Here is an 18,795-nt window from a genome sequence, read left to right as displayed (position 1 = left end):
GAAGGCGAGTGCCTTCCCTTTTTTTATCTCTGAAGTGATTCTTTTATAGCTATTGTGCTTTCGGTAATACCACAACTTGGGTCTTAGCCCAGATATCATGGAAGCCACGCTTTTTAGGATCAAACGGAACACACAAGTTGGCCAATCCAAACCCTGAGGTAGCTAAACGAATCAGAGCTTGAGTGACGCTAATTGCAGAGCCATCACTGTTTTGTACGCGAAGCTTCCAAGCGCGCATGCCGAGAGTTTGTCCTGCGCGAGTCCAGAAGAATACAAAGAAGTAACACCAAACGGCTACGAGATAAAAGGTATAAGCTGGGCTCCAGATGGGATGGTTAGTCAAGAAGTCGCTCACGTCTGCGTAACCTGCATGGCTAAACAGTCCCATTGCCATAAGGGCGTGGAGCAGAGCAACAACTACGCCACCTGCCATCATCTCAATAGCAAGGACAATCAGCGCATCATAGAACAGAGCACCTAAACGGCGAAACATACCAGCTGGTGGTAGTGTATTAGTAGAGGTCATGACAATACTTCTTTTAAAAATTTGGCGTCAGAATATAGGCTCAGCCCAAAAGTGGAAAGAGACATTGCGCACAGCTTATAACTTAGTGGCGAAATTATCGGCAAACACACGTAATTTCAAGTTTTTATACTTGCGACATTCATAAGCATACGTATAATGCCAAACATCGAAAGGGCAATAGCCCCCAGATAATGCCGGTATGGTGAAATTGGTATACACGACGGATTCAAAATCCGTTGCCTTCGGGCGTGGCGGTTCAAGTCCGCCTACCGGTACCATATATAGAAAGGTCGCTTTTATAGCGACCTTTCGTCGTTTTGGGCGTTTGTGAATTTGAAATCTAGCGTGTCGGCTTGAATGCAAGCCCAGTCAAGTCATCTACTGGTACCATATTTTAAGACAGAGCCTCAACGAAAGTTGGGGCTCTGTTGTAGCTGGAGCCTGGAAAGCGCTGCCTTCTCGATAGCGGCAGGAATGCCTGTCCAATCAGTCCGCCTAACCAGTACCATATATAGAAAGGTCGCTTTTATAGCGACCTTTCGTCGTTTTGGGCGTTTGTGAATTTGAAATCCAGCGTGTCGGCTTGAGTGCAAGCCCAGTCACCTACAGGTACCATATTTTAAGGCAAAGCCTCAACGAAAGTTGGGGCTTTGTTGTATTTGGCGTATGGAAAGTATTTAAGAAAAATGAGTTAGAGCTTATTCAAGAGTGAGTGTGACACCATCTGCTGTTGATGCCATCTTTGTGGTCACTTGATAGTTTTTATCTTTAACACTAGAGAGCATGTACCAAGTAGATTGTGCTTTGTCTGGTGTAAAGGTTACACGCATAAAGCCGCGCTGTTTAATGTCTGTCCATTGCAACTCAGAGACCAAATGCGGCAATGTGTACTCCATTTGTGCGATGGCAACAGGTTCTAGCGCTAAATATTCTTCTAAGCCTGGAGAGCTAACCGAACTTGTCGCAAACTCAACACCAACAGGGTTATTGGACACGTCCTTTAACTCACTGGTCCATGCATTGTGTGTATCACCTGCTAAGCAAACAAAATGACCCTCACTCGCTTTGGCTATCTGATACACTCGTTCTCGCTCAACATAGTACCCATCCCAAGAATCGAGATTATATGGCAGCTTAATCGTATCTGAGCTTGGATCTGCAAGGTAATTTGAAATCGCATTGTTCACCGCGAGAAGTGCATCCATTTTCTGCTCGTCTGTGGCATTGAATAGCTGAAACATTGCTAACATAACCGAGCTCGGAAGTTCCATACGGGACATAAGAACTTGTTGCCCAAGAACGTTCCACTTGGCATCTTGGCTGTTAAACGCATTTATCAACCAAGCCAGTTGTTCAGTGCCAAGTAACTCTCTATCAGCACTGCGTGATTGTGCAACGAGTCCGCCAATCGCCTCCATCGTCGGTGCGCTAAGCGAAAAGTAGTCCAATGGCTGATCTCGCCCAACTAATCGAGTATCGAGCATCATTAGGTTGATCAAATCACCAAACGAGAACTGACGATAAATTAACATATTCGAGAAGGTATTCTCGCGAACTGGCAACCACTCAGTCCACGCGGCGGCGGCGGCGGCGCGTCTGTCGATAAAATTGCCTTCATCATCTTGGTGGTTTTCTGCACCATTTTTCCATGCGTCATTCGCGAGTTCATGGTCATCCCAAACCGCAATCATTGGTAATGCAGCATGTAAAGCCTGGAGGTCTTGATCTTGGCGATATTGAGCATAGCGCTTTCGATAGTCATCTATAGTAATGCATTCGGTGCCTTTACTTGGCTCACGATCCAACTTAGCGGCATCGTCACTGGCATAACCACCGGCGCCATATTCGTAGATGTAGTCACCAAGATGCAAAACTACATCGAACGACTCTGTTTGATTCTGCTTAAGAATCTCTTTATAGACGTTGAAATAACCGGCGGGATAATTTGCGCAAGACACGACAGCCATGGAAGCTTTATCTACACTGCCCTCAGGTAGAGTCTGTGTCACCCCAACGCTACTGGTGTTCTCGCCCACCATGAAGCGGTAGTAATACTGAGTACTCGGGTTGAGGTTTTGTACATCGACCTTAACCGTAAAATCTCGACTCGTGTCCGTGGCAAAAGTACCGCTTTGCTCAATGATTGAAAAATCTTCAGATCTTGAGATCTGCCATGTTACGTCTACGTAGCTGGCTATGGTGGTTACTCGAGTCCAAATAATCACTTGAGTTTGAGTTGGGTCACCACTGGCAATGCCATGCTCGAATGAAGATGCAACGGCGGCGTTGTTATCGTCACCCCCACAAGCAGTCAGTGTAGTAGCAACGGCTCCTGAAGAGACGACTTTTATAAAGTCTCTGCGAGACAATGACATAGTAACTTCCTTTGTTTTTGTGTTTTTATTGATGCGCGTTTTCCAGCGCGGAATAATGAGCCAATTTAGGTATTGAAGGTGTTTGGTTAATTACTCTAAAAAACATTAACTTAGAAGCTAGTTATGACAATTGCATTTCTACTTGTTAATTATTTGTTAAATTAAGTGTAAATACTCTAGATTCATCACAGTTCCAACAAATTGAAAATTGATTCATAGGGTCAATATGGAAAGCATGGAAGTGCAGGGGGGCAAAAGATAAACATAACAAATGTGTTCAGGCCTGATTCATACGCTGGGGGATAACATCGCTTTATATTCAGACATGAGGCAAACAAGATGAAAAAACGAGTTTTGGGTATTTCTCTAATCGCAGCACTAACAGCTGGTACCGCTTTGGCAGAGGTAAAAGGCGAAGACTTTAATGAGTTTCCGAAACAAGATGCAGCGCATTGCTTTGGTTGGGCGGCAGGGTTAGATAAAAATCAAGATTACGCAAAGTTCATTGTTGAGCTATCCAAAGAGCGAACTAAGAGCGTTAAAGAAGATCCATATATCATGGAAGAGTTTGGCACTGCTATGGGGTATTCAGAAGCAATGGTAGAGTTTGCCGGAGCTGAAGCTGCAGATGCGAGATACAAATTGGTCTGCGAGCCAATCAAACAAAAATATGGTTTTTAAACGGTATATCAAAGCAGTAAGTCTAGGCGTGAATCGCTTAGACTTTTTTTATCCATGAGTTTTTATTGATTCTTCATTTATTTGATAAATGGAAGCAAGATCTTACTAATTATTGATAGTTTTATAATTAATAAGAGGGAAAACTAAGAGGTGCGCTTTAGAAGGGGAGGGGTGAAACTGGTATCATTCGTGCTTTGTATCATAATAATGCTGTCATAATTTCTTTAAATAATGCTCGAGAGTTTGGCGTTTGTATAAACAATAGCTTTTGAAGCTGATATTTGCATTGTTTGAACAACAGATAGATCCAATCGCGAGTCTTGTTCTGCTACAAGCTCTCAATCTTACGCGTAAAATACGAGTATTGGCATGAACATAGTTATTTGTGACGACTCATCTCTAGCAAGAAAGTCTCTTCAGCGTTGTATCTCGCCAGCAGCTTTCGGCATCGTTACCTTCATGTGTTCAAACGGACGTGAAGCGATTGCGACTGTCATTGAAAATAGTATCGATCTGATGTTTCTTGATCTAACTATGCCAGAGATGGACGGTTATGAAGTACTCCAGTATTTGCAAGATTACGGGATAAGTACCGATGTAGTGGTGATTTCTGGGGATGTTCAGCAAGAAGCGAAAAGGCGATGCATGGAGCTTGGCGCTTCTTCATTTATCGCTAAGCCATTTAATCAAGACGAAGTGACTCAACTTATTCAAAGTTACGTCTTCAAAAATCCTACCACAGTCCAATCTCAACATCCGATTCAAGAAGAGCCAGATATCGATCCGCTCAGTAAGTTCCGAGAGGTTACTAATATTGCTCTTGGGCGCGGTGCTGCAGTGATTTCCGATCGTATTGGTAAGTTTATCGATCTACCAGTGCCGAATGTCGGTGTTGTTGAAGCGAGTGAGCTGAATATGATCATTGCTGATGCCTTGCATAGAGACTCGGTACATGCGGTTACTCAGCGGTTTGTGGGTAATGGTATTCATGGCGAGTCCTTAGTATGTATGCGAGGACAAGACATTGGTGGACTAGGGCATGCGTTAGGCTTTCCGACGAGCGAATCAAACCACAATGAGATGATTCTCAACATCGCTAATTTGTTGGTTTCGACTTATTTGAACTCTTTGGCAAGCCAGTTGGTGGTCGACTTTTCTCTGCGTCAACCTGTTACCGTTTCTAAAAATGAGCAGGATGAATTTTTGTCGATCCATCATGTAGAGCAAAGTGCATTCACGGTGGAGTTTACTTACCTGGCAGAGCATTTGGATTTTGAATGTGAAGTGCTACTGCTTTTAGACGGTGAATCAGTTGAGACTTTATACCGTTTAATGGAGGTGTTGTAATGAGTCAAATCACCTTCGAAATGGATGAGTTGCACTGGGCTTTACAAGTTATGGATACCATTGATGTTGGGCTCGTAGTACTGGATCTTGATCATAATGTGTGCCTGTGGAATAGCTTTATGCAGAGCTATAGCGGCATCAATGGCGATAGGATCCTTCATCAAAACTTATTTGAGGTCGTCCCTAATCTTCCTCAAGAGTGGCTTAAGGCTCAAATATCCGCCTGCAGCGAACTAAAAAGTCGAATCTTTTCCAACTGGGAAGATAGACCGCACATTTTTGATTTCAAAAACTACTCTCCGCTGTCACACCAACGCATTAATATGTATCAAAACCTGGTGATGACGCCTTTAACGTCGTTGAATGGACAGGTATCTCACGTCTGTTTGATGGTGCAAGATGTATCGGATGTGGCGAGTAGCAAACTGCAACTGCGTGATTCAAATGAGCGCTTGTCAACGATGAGTCGTACAGATGGACTAACGGGGTTATTCAACCGAGCATATTGGGAGTCTTGCTTAGCTCGAGAGTACGAAAGCGCAAAGTTGCTTTCTCAGCCGTCTGCATTAGTGATCTTTGATATCGACCACTTTAAGAATGTTAATGATACCTACGGTCATGGTGCTGGCGATGAGGTTATCCGACAAACAGCGCGGTTACTGAAAAAAACAGCAAGAAACTCAGACTTATGTGGTCGTTATGGAGGAGAAGAGTTTACGGTGCTGCTTCCTGGTACGACGGCTGATCAGGCACTTTATTTTGCTGAACGGCTGCGTAAAAGAGTGGAAAAGTACGTTGTTGACACCTCATCGGGTCCGATTAATTTTACTGTTAGTTTGGGCGTATGCGAGCTTTCTTCTTGCGTTGCTAGCCATCTTGAGTGGTTGGAATCTGCAGATAAGGCACTCTATCGTTCGAAGCAATCTGGGCGTAATCAAACGTCTTTGTTCCCTTTCGAATAGACTTTCCTAAGTAATACTAATTTTATCCTAAATAAATCATAAGATTACCTTTCAATTTGTCTTCTGTTGTCTATGTTTTAAATAGACAACAAGGAGATATCTATGCTGAAACTGACCCCTTACCTTTTTTTTGATGGACGCTGCGACGAAGCTTTAGAGTTTTATAGAAAATGCTTTGGTGGCGTCATCCTATCTAAGCAATATTTTAAAGATGCACCGCAAGTGGTCGAAGGGGCAGAACCCGATTGGATTATGCACTCAGAATTTGAAGCTTTTGGTATGAAGCTAATGATGTCTGATGGCGTGCATGCCAAGGAACTACAAGGTAATAACCTCGCGCTCTCATTAGTTACAGAAGATATTGCCACACAGGAGCAGATCTTTGAGAGTTTGAAGCAGGGTGGCAGAGTAATGATGCCATTGGCAGACACCTTTTGGGGAGCGAGGTTTGGCAAAGTAGAAGACAAGTTTGGTATTCGCTGGATGATACATTGCGACTCAATGGGTTGAGTGTGTAAAGTTGCATAATGAAATTGCTGTCCCATTTGATTAGAATTATAAATAGAGTTTTATAATCAAAGTTATATATAAAATGGGCAGCATAAAGATTACAGTGGACCGTATTCAGCCGGGCCTACACATAAGATTACCGGTTAAGTGGAATGAACACCCATTTTTATTTAATAGCTTTAAAATCAAAGATGAAGAACAAGTTCGAGTCATTCGTCATCTCGGCATTAAGCACGTCTATATAAACCCAAGTCAGAGTGATACAACCCCTCTTCCTGTAGAGCAAGCCGCTTTAGAACCTCTAGATGAAATGTCAGACGTTTCGTTAGAAGCTGAGGCTATGTGGAAACATAAACGTGAGCGAATCGAAACTTTAAGCTCTTACCGTCGTAAAGTGAGTCATTGTGAAAAAGAGTTTGAACGCTCTCTCGCTCGAATGCGCGCCATTATGACCAAAATCAGAAATCGTCCTTTAGATGCCGCTGAAGAAGTAAAGTCTCTAGTTGATGATATCGTCGATAAGTTTTTGAGTGATGATAATGTTTCACTGCACTTAATGACGGGTAAGGGTGAATTTGAAGATCTCTATTTTCACTCACTTAATGTCTCGGTCATTGCTTTAATGATAGGTAAAGCTAAAGGGTATAGTAGTGAGCAATTAAAAGAGTTGGCGTTGGGCGCACTTTTCCATGACATCGGCAAAGTGAAAATCCCAGTGGCGATTCTTCGAAAGCAAACCGCTCTGACTGTGCCAGAAGCAAACTACTTAAAGCTGCATACCAAATACGGTGTAGATATTGTGGGTGCTATAGAAGGTATGCCTGAAAGCGTTCATAAAGTGATTGCTCAGCATCACGAAATGAATGATGGTTCTGGATACCCTGAAGGGCTCAAAGAAAATGAGATCGATGAGTTTGCTAAAGTTGTCGCCGTGGCGAATGCTTTTGATTCTCTATGCCACAATAGGATTCCAGCGGAACAAAAAATTCCATACTTAGCGTTGTCTCATCTATATAAGAGTTGTAAGCACCTATATAGCCACGAGAACTTGAATCATTTGGTTAAGTTAATGGGAGTGTACCCTCCAGGAACGGTAGTCCAGTTATCTAATGACTCTATCGGTATTGTTATCTCAGTAAATGCAGATCATATCCTTTACCCTAATGTTTTGATTTATGATCCGAGTGTACCTAGCACTCAAGCTCCGATCATCGAGCTAGCAAGTAAAGATATAAAGATCTCTAGTGCGGTTCATCCGAGTAAATTGCCACAACAAGTACAAGAGTATTTAAATCCAAGAGCTAGGATTACGTACTTTTTCGATAATAACGCTTAACTTATCCACAGGGCGCTGTGAGTATTTTGTATAAAAATGCGTATATTTTTGTACAAATAAACCTTTGAGCGTTATTTGGTCGCTTAGCCTCTATTTTTCTATTTTTCTTCAATAAATGCTTGCCAATGTGAGGAGCATCTCTATAATACCGCCTCACTGACACGGCAGGCGCCGCAAGGCTTCAGCGAAGAATGTTAGTTCGGCAACTAGCTTAAAGCGATATTTCACTCCTACTTTTAGAAAGTAGAAATTAATTTTCAAAAAGTGTTTGACACTGAGAATTAAGTCGCTAGAATGGCCGCCTCTTCCGAAGTGATGTAAGTCACAACGAAGAGAAGTTCTTTAACAATTTAAACCTATCAATCTGTGTGGGCACTCGTTGATGAATATCACTAAGTTTGTTTTCGCTTTTAGTAAGCAAAGGCAAACAGATACTTCGGTATCAAAATGATTTCAATGAACTGAGTGACCAATTCGAATCGTAAGATTCGGCACAGTCAATTCACAGTCACTATTCGTAAGAATAGGGAATGTAATCAGTATTCATTGAGTCACAAAATCTTAAATTGAAGAGTTTGATCATGGCTCAGATTGAACGCTGGCGGCAGGCCTAACACATGCAAGTCGAGCGGAAACGAGTTATCTGAACCTTCGGGGAACGATAACGGCGTCGAGCGGCGGACGGGTGAGTAATGCCTAGGAAATTGCCTTGATGTGGGGGATAACCATTGGAAACGATGGCTAATACCGCATGATGCCTACGGGCCAAAGAGGGGGACCTTCGGGCCTCTCGCGTCAAGATATGCCTAGGTGGGATTAGCTAGTTGGTGAGGTAATGGCTCACCAAGGCGACGATCCCTAGCTGGTCTGAGAGGATGATCAGCCACACTGGAACTGAGACACGGTCCAGACTCCTACGGGAGGCAGCAGTGGGGAATATTGCACAATGGGCGCAAGCCTGATGCAGCCATGCCGCGTGTATGAAGAAGGCCTTCGGGTTGTAAAGTACTTTCAGCAGTGAGGAAGGGGGTGTCGTTAATAGCGGCATCTCTTGACGTTAGCTGCAGAAGAAGCACCGGCTAACTCCGTGCCAGCAGCCGCGGTAATACGGAGGGTGCGAGCGTTAATCGGAATTACTGGGCGTAAAGCGCATGCAGGTGGTTTGTTAAGTCAGATGTGAAAGCCCGGGGCTCAACCTCGGAACTGCATTTGAAACTGGCAAACTAGAGTACTGTAGAGGGGGGTAGAATTTCAGGTGTAGCGGTGAAATGCGTAGAGATCTGAAGGAATACCAGTGGCGAAGGCGGCCCCCTGGACAGATACTGACACTCAGATGCGAAAGCGTGGGGAGCAAACAGGATTAGATACCCTGGTAGTCCACGCCGTAAACGATGTCTACTTGGAGGTTGTGGCCTTGAGCCGTGGCTTTCGGAGCTAACGCGTTAAGTAGACCGCCTGGGGAGTACGGTCGCAAGATTAAAACTCAAATGAATTGACGGGGGCCCGCACAAGCGGTGGAGCATGTGGTTTAATTCGATGCAACGCGAAGAACCTTACCTACTCTTGACATCCAGAGAACTTTCCAGAGATGGATTGGTGCCTTCGGGAACTCTGAGACAGGTGCTGCATGGCTGTCGTCAGCTCGTGTTGTGAAATGTTGGGTTAAGTCCCGCAACGAGCGCAACCCTTATCCTTGTTTGCCAGCGAGTAATGTCGGGAACTCCAGGGAGACTGCCGGTGATAAACCGGAGGAAGGTGGGGACGACGTCAAGTCATCATGGCCCTTACGAGTAGGGCTACACACGTGCTACAATGGCGCATACAGAGGGCAGCCAACTCGCGAGAGTGAGCGAATCCCAAAAAGTGCGTCGTAGTCCGGATTGGAGTCTGCAACTCGACTCCATGAAGTCGGAATCGCTAGTAATCGTAGATCAGAATGCTACGGTGAATACGTTCCCGGGCCTTGTACACACCGCCCGTCACACCATGGGAGTGGGCTGCAAAAGAAGTGGGTAGTTTAACCTTCGGGAGGACGCTCACCACTTTGTGGTTCATGACTGGGGTGAAGTCGTAACAAGGTAGCCCTAGGGGAACCTGGGGCTGGATCACCTCCTTATACGAAGATGTTCACGATAAGTGTCCACACAGATTGATATGGTTTAGAAAGTTAAGAGATATCTTAGTGTCCCGTTCGTCTAGAGGCCTAGGACACCGCCCTTTCACGGCGGTAACAGGGGTTCGACTCCCCTACGGGATACCATCTTTAAGTGCATTTTAAGTAGTGCTTTTAAAAATGGTTTCGTTAAGAAATCTGCTCTTTAACAATTTGGAAAGCTGACTGATTTAAATAACACAGTTATTTAAATCAAATTAAAAGTTCTCAATGTTTATCTTTAGATAAACACAACACAAACACATTCAAGTGTCTTGTATTCGATTTAAATTTAATTTGAATCACCATTGAGTCCGGCAAACACGTAATAAGAACTAACCCTTCTTATTACAACCAAAAACCTTGGTGATTTATCATCAACTCGAAACTTCTTCGGGTTGTATGGTTAAGTGACTAAGCGTACACGGTGGATGCCTTGGCAGTCAGAGGCGATGAAGGACGTATTAACTTGCGATAAGCCCAGATTAGGTAGTAAAAACCTTTTGAGTCTGGGATTTCCGAATGGGGAAACCCACTTACATAAGTAAGTATCTTGTTGTGAATACATAGCAACAAGAGGCAAACCGGGGGAACTGAAACATCTAAGTACCCCGAGGAAGAGAAATCAACCGAGATTCCGAAAGTAGCGGCGAGCGAAATTGGATTAGCCCTTAAGCTTTTAATGATGCAGGTGAAGAGTCTGGAAAGTCTCGCAATAAAGGGTGATAGCCCCGTAACCGACACATCATAATCAGTGAAATCGAGTAGGGCGGGACACGTGATATCCTGTCTGAATATGGGGGGACCATCCTCCAAGGCTAAATACTACTGACTGACCGATAGTGAACCAGTACCGTGAGGGAAAGGCGAAAAGAACCCCTGTGAGGGGAGTGAAATAGAACCTGAAACCGTGTACGTACAAGCAGTAGGAGCACCTTCGTGGTGTGACTGCGTACCTTTTGTATAATGGGTCAGCGACTTATATTCAGTGGCAAGGTTAACCGTTTAGGGGAGCCGTAGGGAAACCGAGTCTTAACTGGGCGTTCAGTCTCTGGATATAGACCCGAAACCAGGTGATCTAGCCATGGGCAGGTTGAAGGTTGAGTAACATCAACTGGAGGACCGAACCGACTAATGTTGAAAAATTAGCGGATGACTTGTGGCTAGGGGTGAAAGGCCAATCAAACCTGGAGATAGCTGGTTCTCCCCGAAAGCTATTTAGGTAGCGCCTCGGACGAATACTACTGGGGGTAGAGCACTGTTAAGGCTAGGGGGTCATCCCGACTTACCAACCCTTTGCAAACTCCGAATACCAGTAAGTACTATCCGGGAGACACACGGCGGGTGCTAACGTCCGTCGTGGAGAGGGAAACAACCCAGACCGCCAGCTAAGGTCCCAAAGTATAGCTAAGTGGGAAACGATGTGGGAAGGCTCAGACAGCCAGGATGTTGGCTTAGAAGCAGCCATCATTTAAAGAAAGCGTAATAGCTCACTGGTCGAGTCGGCCTGCGCGGAAGATGTAACGGGGCTAAGCTATACACCGAAGCTGCGGCTGCACACTTTAGTGTGCGGGGTAGGGGAGCGTTCTGTAAGCCGTTGAAGGTGGTCTGTAAGGGCTGCTGGAGGTATCAGAAGTGCGAATGCTGACATGAGTAACGATAAAGGGAGTGAAAAACTCCCTCGCCGGAAGACCAAGGGTTCCTGTCCAACGTTAATCGGGGCAGGGTAAGTCGACCCCTAAGGCGAGGCCGAAAGGCGTAGTCGATGGGAAACGGGTTAATATTCCCGTACTTCTTACAATTGCGATGGGGGGACGGAGAAGGCTAGGTGGGCCTGGCGACGGTTGTCCAGGTTCAAGTACGTAGGCGGAAGAGTTAGGTAAATCCGGCTCTTCATTAACGCTGAGATACGATGTCGAGCCACTACGGTGGTGAAGTCATTGATGCCATGCTTCCAGGAAAAGCCTCTAAGCTTCAGATTGTAAGGAATCGTACCCCAAACCGACACAGGTGGTCGGGTAGAGAATACCAAGGCGCTTGAGAGAACTCGGGTGAAGGAACTAGGCAAAATGGTACCGTAACTTCGGGAGAAGGTACGCTCTTATCGGTGAAGTCCCTCGCGGATGGAGCTGACGAGAGTCGCAGATACCAGGTGGCTGCAACTGTTTATTAAAAACACAGCACTGTGCAAAATCGTAAGATGACGTATACGGTGTGACGCCTGCCCGGTGCCGGAAGGTTAATTGATGGGGTTAGACTTCGGTCGAAGCTCTTGATCGAAGCCCCGGTAAACGGCGGCCGTAACTATAACGGTCCTAAGGTAGCGAAATTCCTTGTCGGGTAAGTTCCGACCTGCACGAATGGCGTAATGATGGCCACGCTGTCTCCACCCGAGACTCAGTGAAATTGAAATCGCTGTGAAGATGCAGTGTACCCGCGGCTAGACGGAAAGACCCCGTGAACCTTTACTACAGCTTGGCACTGAACATTGACCCTACATGTGTAGGATAGGTGGGAGACTTTGAAACCGCGTCGCTAGATGTGGTGGAGTCGTCCTTGAAATACCACCCTTGTAGTGTTGATGTTCTAACGTTGGTCCCTGAATCGGGATTACGGACAGTGCCTGGTGGGTAGTTTGACTGGGGCGGTCTCCTCCCAAAGAGTAACGGAGGAGCACGAAGGTGGGCTAATCACGGTTGGACATCGTGAGGTTAGTGCAATGGCATAAGCCCGCTTGACTGCGAGAATGACAATTCGAGCAGGTGCGAAAGCAGGTCATAGTGATCCGGTGGTTCTGAATGGAAGGGCCATCGCTCAACGGATAAAAGGTACTCCGGGGATAACAGGCTGATACCGCCCAAGAGTTCATATCGACGGCGGTGTTTGGCACCTCGATGTCGGCTCATCACATCCTGGGGCTGAAGTCGGTCCCAAGGGTATGGCTGTTCGCCATTTAAAGTGGTACGCGAGCTGGGTTTAGAACGTCGTGAGACAGTTCGGTCCCTATCTGCCGTGGGCGTTGGAAGATTGAAGGGGGCTGCTCCTAGTACGAGAGGACCGGAGTGGACGAACCTCTGGTGTTCGGGTTGTCATGCCAATGGCATTGCCCGGTAGCTAAGTTCGGAATCGATAACCGCTGAAAGCATCTAAGCGGGAAGCGAGCCCTGAGATGAGTCTTCCCTGGCGCTTTAAGCGTCCTAAAGGGTTGTTCAAGACTAGAACGTTGATAGGCAGGGTGTGTAAGCGCTGTGAGGCGTTGAGCTAACCTGTACTAATTGCCCGTGAGGCTTAACCATACAACACCCAAGGGGTTTTGATGGACTCAAAACTGTTGTTTCCGCTTTAAAAAGCAGAAGCAAACAAGAACACTTGAATAAGTTTAAGTAAGAACTTTTAATAGCTTTCCAAATTATTTTACCTTTAGCTTTTTTAAAGCTGAAAGTAATAAAGAATTTGCTTGGCGACCATAGCGTTGTGGACCCACCTGATTCCATGCCGAACTCAGAAGTGAAACGCAATAGCGTCGATGGTAGTGTGGGGCTTCCCCATGTGAGAGTAGAACATCGCCAGGCTCCAAATTTTGTGCTGGTATGGCTCAGTTGGTAGAGCGCACCCTTGGTAAGGGTGAGGTCCCCAGTTCAAATCTGGGTACTAGCACCATTTATTTTGTTGATTTGATACTTCAAATTAACCACAGAATTTGTTTGACGACCATAGCATTGTGGACCCACCTGATTCCATGCCGAACTCAGAAGTGAAACGCAATAGCGCCGATGGTAGTGTGGGGCTTCCCCATGTGAGAGTAGGACATCGTCAGGCTCAAATTGCTTTAAGCTGAATAGACACTGCGGAGTGGTAGTTCAGTTGGTTAGAATACCGGCCTGTCACGCCGGGGGTCGCGGGTTCGAGTCCCGTCCACTCCGCCACTTATCAGAAAGCCTAGTCTTACGACTAGGCTTTCGTCGTTTCTAGGGGTAGGTATTTTGGTCTTCGACCAACGAGTCCCGGTCGCCTGCGACCCCAGCCATTCCGCCACTTATACTTAAGCCCAAGCATAACTGCTTGGGCTTTTTTACGTTTGAATGATTGTGTTCGCCCTTCGGTCGAAAGAGTCCCGGTTGCCCGCAACCCCGGCCACTACGTCACTTATCAGAAAGCCTAGTCTTACGGCTAGGCTTTCGTCGTTTCTGGGGGTAGGTATTTTGGTCATTGACCAACGAGTCCAGGTCGCCTGCGACCCCAGCTATTCCGCCACTTATACTAAGCCCAAGCATAACTGCTTGGGCTTTTTTACGTTTGAATGATTGTATTCGTCCTTCGGTCGAAAGAGTCCCGCAAAAGGTTTGCCCGTTGTCCGCAACCCCGAACTAGGCGTCCCCGCCATCCGCCATTTATCAGAAAGACCAGTCTCATGATTAGGCTTTCGTAGTTTCTGGGGTGTGTATCTTGGTCTTCGATCTGTGCGTTGTGGTCGTCTATGGTTTCAGTTGATCGGTTATCGTTAAAAAGCCTACTCTTTGTTCGAAAGCCTCTGTCCAATCATCGATAAATCACGTTTGTTCCTTCATTGGTCGTCTGCTAATTCACACTCGGTGCCTAGGGGGCTTATAGAGTGGGTTTAATCGAGCCGTAGTGCTATCTAGCAAAGGGGGGAGTGGCATGAGAATTTCATGGGTACACTTTTTGATGAGCTTCATTAGAGGCTTGCTGAGGGGGCTGGAGGGGGAGAGGGTTCGGATATAAAGTAAGTGTGGAGTAAATCTAAGCTCTCCACACGATAAGACACTTATGTGCATCTAGTTATAATGGGATATCGTCGCTAAGTCCTGATGATCCCAGCTCCAAAAGTTGTTAGGAGTGAGGTGAATTCCGCCAACCCACTTGTCTGCAACTTTACCAGTTCTATTGTGGCTAGACTTGGAGAGGTAGATGCGGTTGTTATACCAATCTTTGCTCTCTGATCTTTGGGCTTGCAAGATGGGCTCAGGGCTCTCAGTTAACGGTTTAATCAGAGCCCAATACATTAGGTCTCCTAAATATACTAAAGGCTCTAACTTCATATAGCGTTTAAAGAGTTCATTGAATTCTAGGCCCTCTTCTTCATTTTTTAAGATATCTATAGTCAGGCGTTCCACTAACCCATACTTTGAGTCTATGTGGGGGAGTTCCTGTAAGTGTCTAAATATTACTGCTCTAATATTAGGGAAAAGGCCTTGGTCTACTTTGTGGTAGTACTCGACTAGCTTTAAAGGGCTCTTTGAACAGAAAGCCGGCCATAACTCTGTTGCTACCGTTATATGCTCTACAGATACTTTTTTTCGACTATTCCAGAGTGCACGCAGCGCTTCAGGAGGCAGTTGACCTAAACCGATGAATCTTTCTCTACCTGGGAAGGTACTCACCTCGATAATCTCTACCTTAGTAATATTTTGGTATGAAAGTAGATACAAAGATCTAATCAACATCAATTGATCGTAGTTGTCGTGTTCAACCCATAAAACAATACGTTGATAGTCATTATCTAAGAGCTTGCTCGTCGCTTGTTTCGCTTCAGACTTTATTTGCTCAAGCGACTTTTCTACCTCTTTCATCTCAGACAGAAGTCGATCAGATATATATTCTGCTCTGATCTCTGAAAGCGTCTTTTCATCCAGAAATAAAGGGCCGATACATAGCGGTTCTATGTATGGGAGGAAGTCTCCACTGAATCCTGCTTGCTCTAATGTTTGCTGTATATCATGACCGCAACGTACATGTAGGGTTTGTAAGTCATTGTCTAGAGCGGGTAGAGGAGCGCCATCTGAACTTTTATTTCTGTCTAGGCTATCAATATGTGATAACAACTTACTCCAGCTACTTACCCCTAGCTCTCGTGCTAATGCTAAGTGTACGTCTGCCAACTTAACGCTATCAGCTGATAGGAGAGGCTGAGGATGTAGAGCGAGTAACCAACGTAAGTCTTCGACAGAGCCCGACCTGATTCGTTTTAGTCGAGATTTCGCGTGTTTTTTAGGTATGTCAGGTTGAGAGAAAAAGCATTCATATATTCACCATCTCGTAACTTCTGCACTCGCTGATCAGAAGAGAAGGTAAATCAAATTGTAGTTTCCCAAGAGGGAGAAGTTTGATGGCCTTGAGTTTAACTCTTTCCGCGAGTAGGAAGCGCAGGTAACGCTTTAACCAATATATACGAAGGCAGCAGATAACGAAAGTAACAGGCTGAGTTTGTGGGATATTTAATACTATGAATAGTGCGACAGGTTAGGCTACTCGGTAACTGAACGGTGAAATTGCTTTGGCACAAAGCAGGAGCATTAGATACGAAAAAGCCTCATCGTGTGATGAGGCTTTCTCTAAATTGGCTCCCCCTGCGGGACTCGAACCTGCGACATACGGATTAACAGTCCGCCGTTCTACCAACTGAACTAAGGGGGAATTATTTAAGAAGACAAATCTTCTCAATAATATAAATGGTGCCGACTACCGGAATCGAACTGGTGACCTACTGATTACAAGTCAGTTGCTCTACCTACTGAGCTAAGTCGGCACACTAAATGTGGCTCCCCCTGCGGGACTCGAACCTGCGACATACGGATTAACAGTCCGCCGTTCTACCAACTGAACTAAGGGGGAATTATTCTTAAAGCTTGAAAGAAATGGTGCCGACTACCGGAATCGAACTGGTGACCTACTGATTACAAGTCAGTTGCTCTACCTACTGAGCTAAGTCGGCACTGATAATTTCTTCGTGCTTTACTGCTGTTGTCTTATAGACACCAACAAATAAATTGTGGTGCCCGGAGGCGGAATCGAACCACCGACACGAGGATTTTCAATCCTCTGCTCTACCGACTGAGCTATCCGGGCGACGAGGTGTATTAAACGTGTTTTCCGGTTCTGGGTCAACACTAAATTGCAAAAAAAGTATTGTTTGATGTTTTTCTATACTTAGTGGGGTGTTTTTATCCATTTTGTACGAAAAACCTAGGCCTAGCATGCACTAAACCAGATGCAGTATGAGTTTAAACTCTCGTAAAAAGTGGTTAAATAAAAAAAAGCACGTATGAAAACGTGCTTTTTTAGTCAGTCAAATGAATGGTGAGTTAGTGTTTTACTTCAAAACGGTTAACCCAGGCTTCAAGTTCATTAGAAAGTGAGGCTAGAGTTTGAGTGCTGTTATGACTTTCAGTCACCACGCCACTCAATTGATTGCCACTCTCTTCGATCATATTGATGCGTTTAGATATGTCGTCGCTCACTTGGGTCTGCTCGGCTGCAGCTGTCGCAATTTGATGGCTCATTGAAGAGATAGACTCAAGAGCAATCACAATCTGTTGTAAGGCTTCTGATGCGTTCTGAGACTCTGTTACTGTGCTTTGACTTGTTTCAGCACAGACTTCCATTGTCTGGATGGCATTGCGAGAGCCTTCTTGAAGATTGTTAATCATCAACTGGATCTCTTTGGTGCTGTCTTGCGTTCGGCCTGCTAGGTTACGAACTTCGTCAGCGACCACTGCAAACCCTCGGCCTTGTTCACCAGCACGTGCGGCTTCTATCGCGGCATTGAGGGCGAGTAGATTAGTTTGTTCTGCGATGTCACCGATTACGTCTAATACTTTAACAATGTTATTCACATCGTTATCTAGATTAGCGACCGCTTCGCTAGCCGTGTTGAGCTGGCCGGCAAGGCCTTGGATGTTGTCTACAGTGTTATGGATGAGGCGTTGAGTATGTTGACTCTGTTTGTCCGCTTCGTCCGTGTTGCGCGCGGTATCACCTGCAGAATCAGCTACGTTGTTTGCGGACGACGCCATCTCAGTCATTGCTGTCGCAATCATCTCGGTTGATTGTTGTTGAGTCTCTGTGAGCTGAGCTATCGAGCCTGCACGGTCTTCTACACGCAGTAGCTCGCCTCGTAGTGCAAGCATGGATGCGTTTAGGTTAGAGACCAGTTCAGCTAGTGATTTACTCATCTGTTGCACAGCGTGGTAAATACTGCCGTTTTCTGGCTTAGTCTCAAACGATGTTTGAATTTTGCCTTGAGCTACAGCTTGAACCGCTTCTCTTACGTCCTTAGGCTCTCCACCAAGGAGTGCAAGCATACGTTTGATCGAGAGGATTAGGCTTGAAAGGATAACACCAGCGATCACTAGACAAAGGAACAGTTGCCACTGAGCTGTCGACCAAAAACGTGCGTTAACTTCGTTGAAGCCAATTCCTGTACCAACAACCCAACCCCAATGCGGAGTTTTCTCTGCGATAGAGAGTTTTTCTTCGATAGTTCCATCTGGCAGTTTTTGAGTCCAAGTGTATTCAACGATCTGCCCGGTACGATTACCAAGAACTCTTTGAATAAGCTGGCCAACGCTATTGCCATCACCATCTTTAAAGTCATTAAAGCTGGTTCCATGCAATTGAGGATCAAGTGGGGTTGCCACAAAGGTCATATTCTCATCGGCAACGTACACATACTCGTTATCTTTATAAATGTTGTTACGCAGTAGGCGTGTTGCAAGTTGTTTCGCTTGCTCTTCTTCTAGAGTGCCATCAATCGCCATTTTCTCTACTTCTGTGAGAATGCTGTAGGCGCTCTTGAATAGCTCAGTAACACGAGCCTTGTTGTCGATGTTACTGGCGACTCTCAATGTCCAAAGGCCGGTGGCTGTTAGTGCTAACAGGGCAACCAGAATAATTGCAGATAAGATGTAAGCTTGCGTTTTTAATTTCATGTTTCCTCACACAGCATAAAAATAATCGAGCTGTTTCATCGGATAGTAATCTAAGTGGTGTAGGGCAGATATCGGAAAAATACGAAAGTTTGATAGAGATTAAATTTACGACGCAAAAAAAGTAACAGTGTGCCGTTTTGTGTGGTGAATGTAAGTGCTTGCCTGTTTTGTGAGCAG

Annotated in this window: 9 protein-coding genes, 9 tRNA genes and 4 rRNA genes; 13 read left to right on the top strand and 9 right to left on the bottom strand. The window is 45.4% G+C overall.

The features are described 5' to 3' along the window. Positions 1-49: 49 nt before the first annotated feature. Positions 50-526, bottom strand: a complete 477-nt coding sequence (locus FIV04_RS12935; RefSeq protein WP_032553236.1) for an RDD family protein — start codon at positions 524-526, stop codon at positions 50-52. A gap of 193 nt (positions 527-719) precedes the next feature. Here FIV04_RS12935 and FIV04_RS12930 point away from each other — a divergent pair. Continuing rightward, positions 720-804: transfer RNA gene (locus FIV04_RS12930), tRNA-Leu, on the top strand. A 420-nt stretch (positions 805-1,224) separates the two neighbouring features. Here the strand turns inward: FIV04_RS12930 and FIV04_RS12925 are convergent. Next, a complete protein-coding gene (locus tag FIV04_RS12925) occupies positions 1,225-2,901 on the bottom strand; it encodes an alkaline phosphatase (protein ID WP_152469329.1) in 1,677 nt (558 codons plus the stop codon). A 339-nt stretch (positions 2,902-3,240) separates the two neighbouring features. Here FIV04_RS12925 and FIV04_RS12920 point away from each other — a divergent pair, with 339 nt between their 5' ends. The 12 genes from FIV04_RS12920 to FIV04_RS12865 all read left to right on the top strand — a co-directional run bounded on the left by FIV04_RS12920 (position 3,241) and on the right by FIV04_RS12865 (position 13,815). After that, on the top strand, positions 3,241-3,582 hold the full coding sequence (locus FIV04_RS12920; protein WP_152469328.1) for a hypothetical protein: 342 nt from the start codon (positions 3,241-3,243) through the stop codon (positions 3,580-3,582). A gap of 369 nt (positions 3,583-3,951) precedes the next feature. Beyond that, entirely contained in the window at positions 3,952-4,929 is a 978-nt protein-coding gene (locus FIV04_RS12915) for a response regulator (RefSeq protein ID WP_152469327.1), read from the top strand. Further along, positions 4,929-5,891 carry a diguanylate cyclase gene (locus FIV04_RS12910; protein ID WP_152469326.1) on the top strand — a complete coding sequence of 321 codons (963 nt, stop codon included), beginning with the start codon at positions 4,929-4,931 and terminating at the stop codon, positions 5,889-5,891. Before FIV04_RS12915 ends, FIV04_RS12910 begins: the two co-directional genes overlap by 1 nt. Before the next feature lie 102 nt (positions 5,892-5,993). Continuing rightward, a complete protein-coding gene (locus FIV04_RS12905) occupies positions 5,994-6,401 on the top strand; it encodes a VOC family protein (RefSeq protein WP_152469325.1) in 408 nt (135 codons plus the stop codon). An 82-nt stretch (positions 6,402-6,483) separates the two neighbouring features. After that, positions 6,484-7,737 carry an HD-GYP domain-containing protein gene (locus FIV04_RS12900; protein WP_152469324.1) on the top strand — a complete coding sequence of 418 codons (1,254 nt, stop codon included), beginning with the start codon at positions 6,484-6,486 and terminating at the stop codon, positions 7,735-7,737. Between the two features lie 563 nt (positions 7,738-8,300). Then, positions 8,301-9,853: ribosomal RNA gene (locus FIV04_RS12895) — 16S ribosomal RNA — on the top strand. 68 nt (positions 9,854-9,921) lie between these two features. Then, positions 9,922-9,997, top strand: a tRNA-Glu gene (locus FIV04_RS12890). 296 nt (positions 9,998-10,293) lie between these two features. Further along, a 23S ribosomal RNA gene (locus tag FIV04_RS12885) occupies positions 10,294-13,185 on the top strand. Positions 13,186-13,345: 160 nt separating this feature from the next. Further along, positions 13,346-13,461, top strand: a 5S ribosomal RNA gene (gene rrf, locus FIV04_RS12880). Positions 13,462-13,473: 12 nt separating this feature from the next. Next, positions 13,474-13,549, top strand: a tRNA-Thr gene (locus FIV04_RS12875). Between the two features lie 43 nt (positions 13,550-13,592). Beyond that, positions 13,593-13,708 (top strand): 5S ribosomal RNA (rrf, locus tag FIV04_RS12870). Together the 16S, 23S and 5S rRNA genes with 3 tRNA genes alongside form the textbook arrangement of a ribosomal RNA operon. A gap of 30 nt (positions 13,709-13,738) precedes the next feature. Further along, a tRNA-Asp gene (locus tag FIV04_RS12865) sits at positions 13,739-13,815 on the top strand. Between the two features lie 870 nt (positions 13,816-14,685). Here FIV04_RS12865 and FIV04_RS12860 read toward each other — a convergent pair. From FIV04_RS12860 to FIV04_RS12830, 7 genes are all read right to left on the bottom strand, one after another. Next, positions 14,686-15,789 carry a DUF1835 domain-containing protein gene (locus FIV04_RS12860; protein ID WP_172974248.1) on the bottom strand — a complete coding sequence of 368 codons (1,104 nt, stop codon included), beginning with the start codon at positions 15,787-15,789 and terminating at the stop codon, positions 14,686-14,688. 459 nt (positions 15,790-16,248) lie between these two features. Beyond that, positions 16,249-16,324: transfer RNA gene (locus tag FIV04_RS12855), tRNA-Asn, on the bottom strand. Positions 16,325-16,360: 36 nt separating this feature from the next. Next, a tRNA-Thr gene (locus tag FIV04_RS12850) sits at positions 16,361-16,436 on the bottom strand. A 10-nt stretch (positions 16,437-16,446) separates the two neighbouring features. Continuing rightward, a tRNA-Asn gene (locus tag FIV04_RS12845) sits at positions 16,447-16,522 on the bottom strand. A 24-nt stretch (positions 16,523-16,546) separates the two neighbouring features. After that, a tRNA-Thr gene (locus FIV04_RS12840) sits at positions 16,547-16,622 on the bottom strand. A 58-nt stretch (positions 16,623-16,680) separates the two neighbouring features. Beyond that, positions 16,681-16,756, bottom strand: a tRNA-Phe gene (locus tag FIV04_RS12835). 236 nt (positions 16,757-16,992) lie between these two features. Further along, a complete protein-coding gene (locus tag FIV04_RS12830; protein WP_152469322.1) occupies positions 16,993-18,618 on the bottom strand; it encodes a methyl-accepting chemotaxis protein in 1,626 nt (541 codons plus the stop codon). Between the last annotated feature and the right edge of the window lie 177 nt (positions 18,619-18,795).

Source organism: Vibrio sp. THAF190c (assembly GCF_009363355.1).
Classification (GTDB): Bacteria; Pseudomonadota; Gammaproteobacteria; order Enterobacterales; family Vibrionaceae; genus Vibrio; species Vibrio fortis_A.
The sequence above is the reverse complement of the archived record's forward strand: the minus strand, read 5'-3'. Positions and strand labels throughout refer to the sequence as shown.

Bases quoted from the DNA above. Each gene is read 5' to 3' on its own strand.
- FIV04_RS12935 (WP_032553236.1), bottom strand. From the start codon at position 526: ATGACCTCTACTAATACACTACCACCAGCTGGTATGTTTCGCCGTTTA.
- FIV04_RS12905 (WP_152469325.1), top strand. From the start codon at position 5,994: ATGCTGAAACTGACCCCTTACCTTTTTTTTGATGGACGCTGCGACGAA.
- FIV04_RS12925 (WP_152469329.1), bottom strand. From the start codon at position 2,901: ATGTCATTGTCTCGCAGAGACTTTATAAAAGTCGTCTCTTCAGGAGCC.
- FIV04_RS12910 (WP_152469326.1), top strand. From the start codon at position 4,929: ATGAGTCAAATCACCTTCGAAATGGATGAGTTGCACTGGGCTTTACAA.
- FIV04_RS12920 (WP_152469328.1), top strand. From the start codon at position 3,241: ATGAAAAAACGAGTTTTGGGTATTTCTCTAATCGCAGCACTAACAGCT.
- FIV04_RS12830 (WP_152469322.1), bottom strand. From the start codon at position 18,618: ATGAAATTAAAAACGCAAGCTTACATCTTATCTGCAATTATTCTGGTT.
- FIV04_RS12900 (WP_152469324.1), top strand. From the start codon at position 6,484: ATGGGCAGCATAAAGATTACAGTGGACCGTATTCAGCCGGGCCTACAC.
- FIV04_RS12915 (WP_152469327.1), top strand. From the start codon at position 3,952: ATGAACATAGTTATTTGTGACGACTCATCTCTAGCAAGAAAGTCTCTT.